1 protein-coding gene is annotated in these 283 nt (G+C 47.7%); it reads right to left on the bottom strand.

Annotation, left to right across the window (positions count from 1 at the left end; genetic code table 11):
• Window positions 1-283, bottom strand: a 283-nt coding sequence (locus BKB51_RS20500; RefSeq protein WP_143445822.1) for a DDE-type integrase/transposase/recombinase, incomplete at both ends; no start/stop codon positions are given.

Below are 283 nucleotides of genomic sequence, written 5' to 3'. Positions count from 1 at the left end.
GAGTCATGTATCCAGTTGCTGGTACCCACTCCGTCTTTAAGCTTCTGAAGACTCTTTCCATCGGGGCGTTATCCCAACAATTACCACGACGACTCATGCTCTGTTTCATGCGATAGCGCCATAATCGTTGCCTAAATTTACGGCTTGAATATTGGCTGCCTTGGTCTGAATGGAACATCACATTATTTGGTCGTCCACGTTGTTCATAGGCCATGTCTAAAGCCTTAATGACAAGCTCTGCATCAGGCTTTGGTGAGAGCGCCCAACCGACAACACAACGACG

Source organism: Kiloniella majae (assembly GCF_002118315.1).
Lineage (GTDB): Bacteria > Pseudomonadota > Alphaproteobacteria > Kiloniellales > Kiloniellaceae > Kiloniella > Kiloniella majae.
Note: the sequence above shows the minus strand (reverse complement) of the source record. Positions and strands in the feature narration are given on the sequence as shown.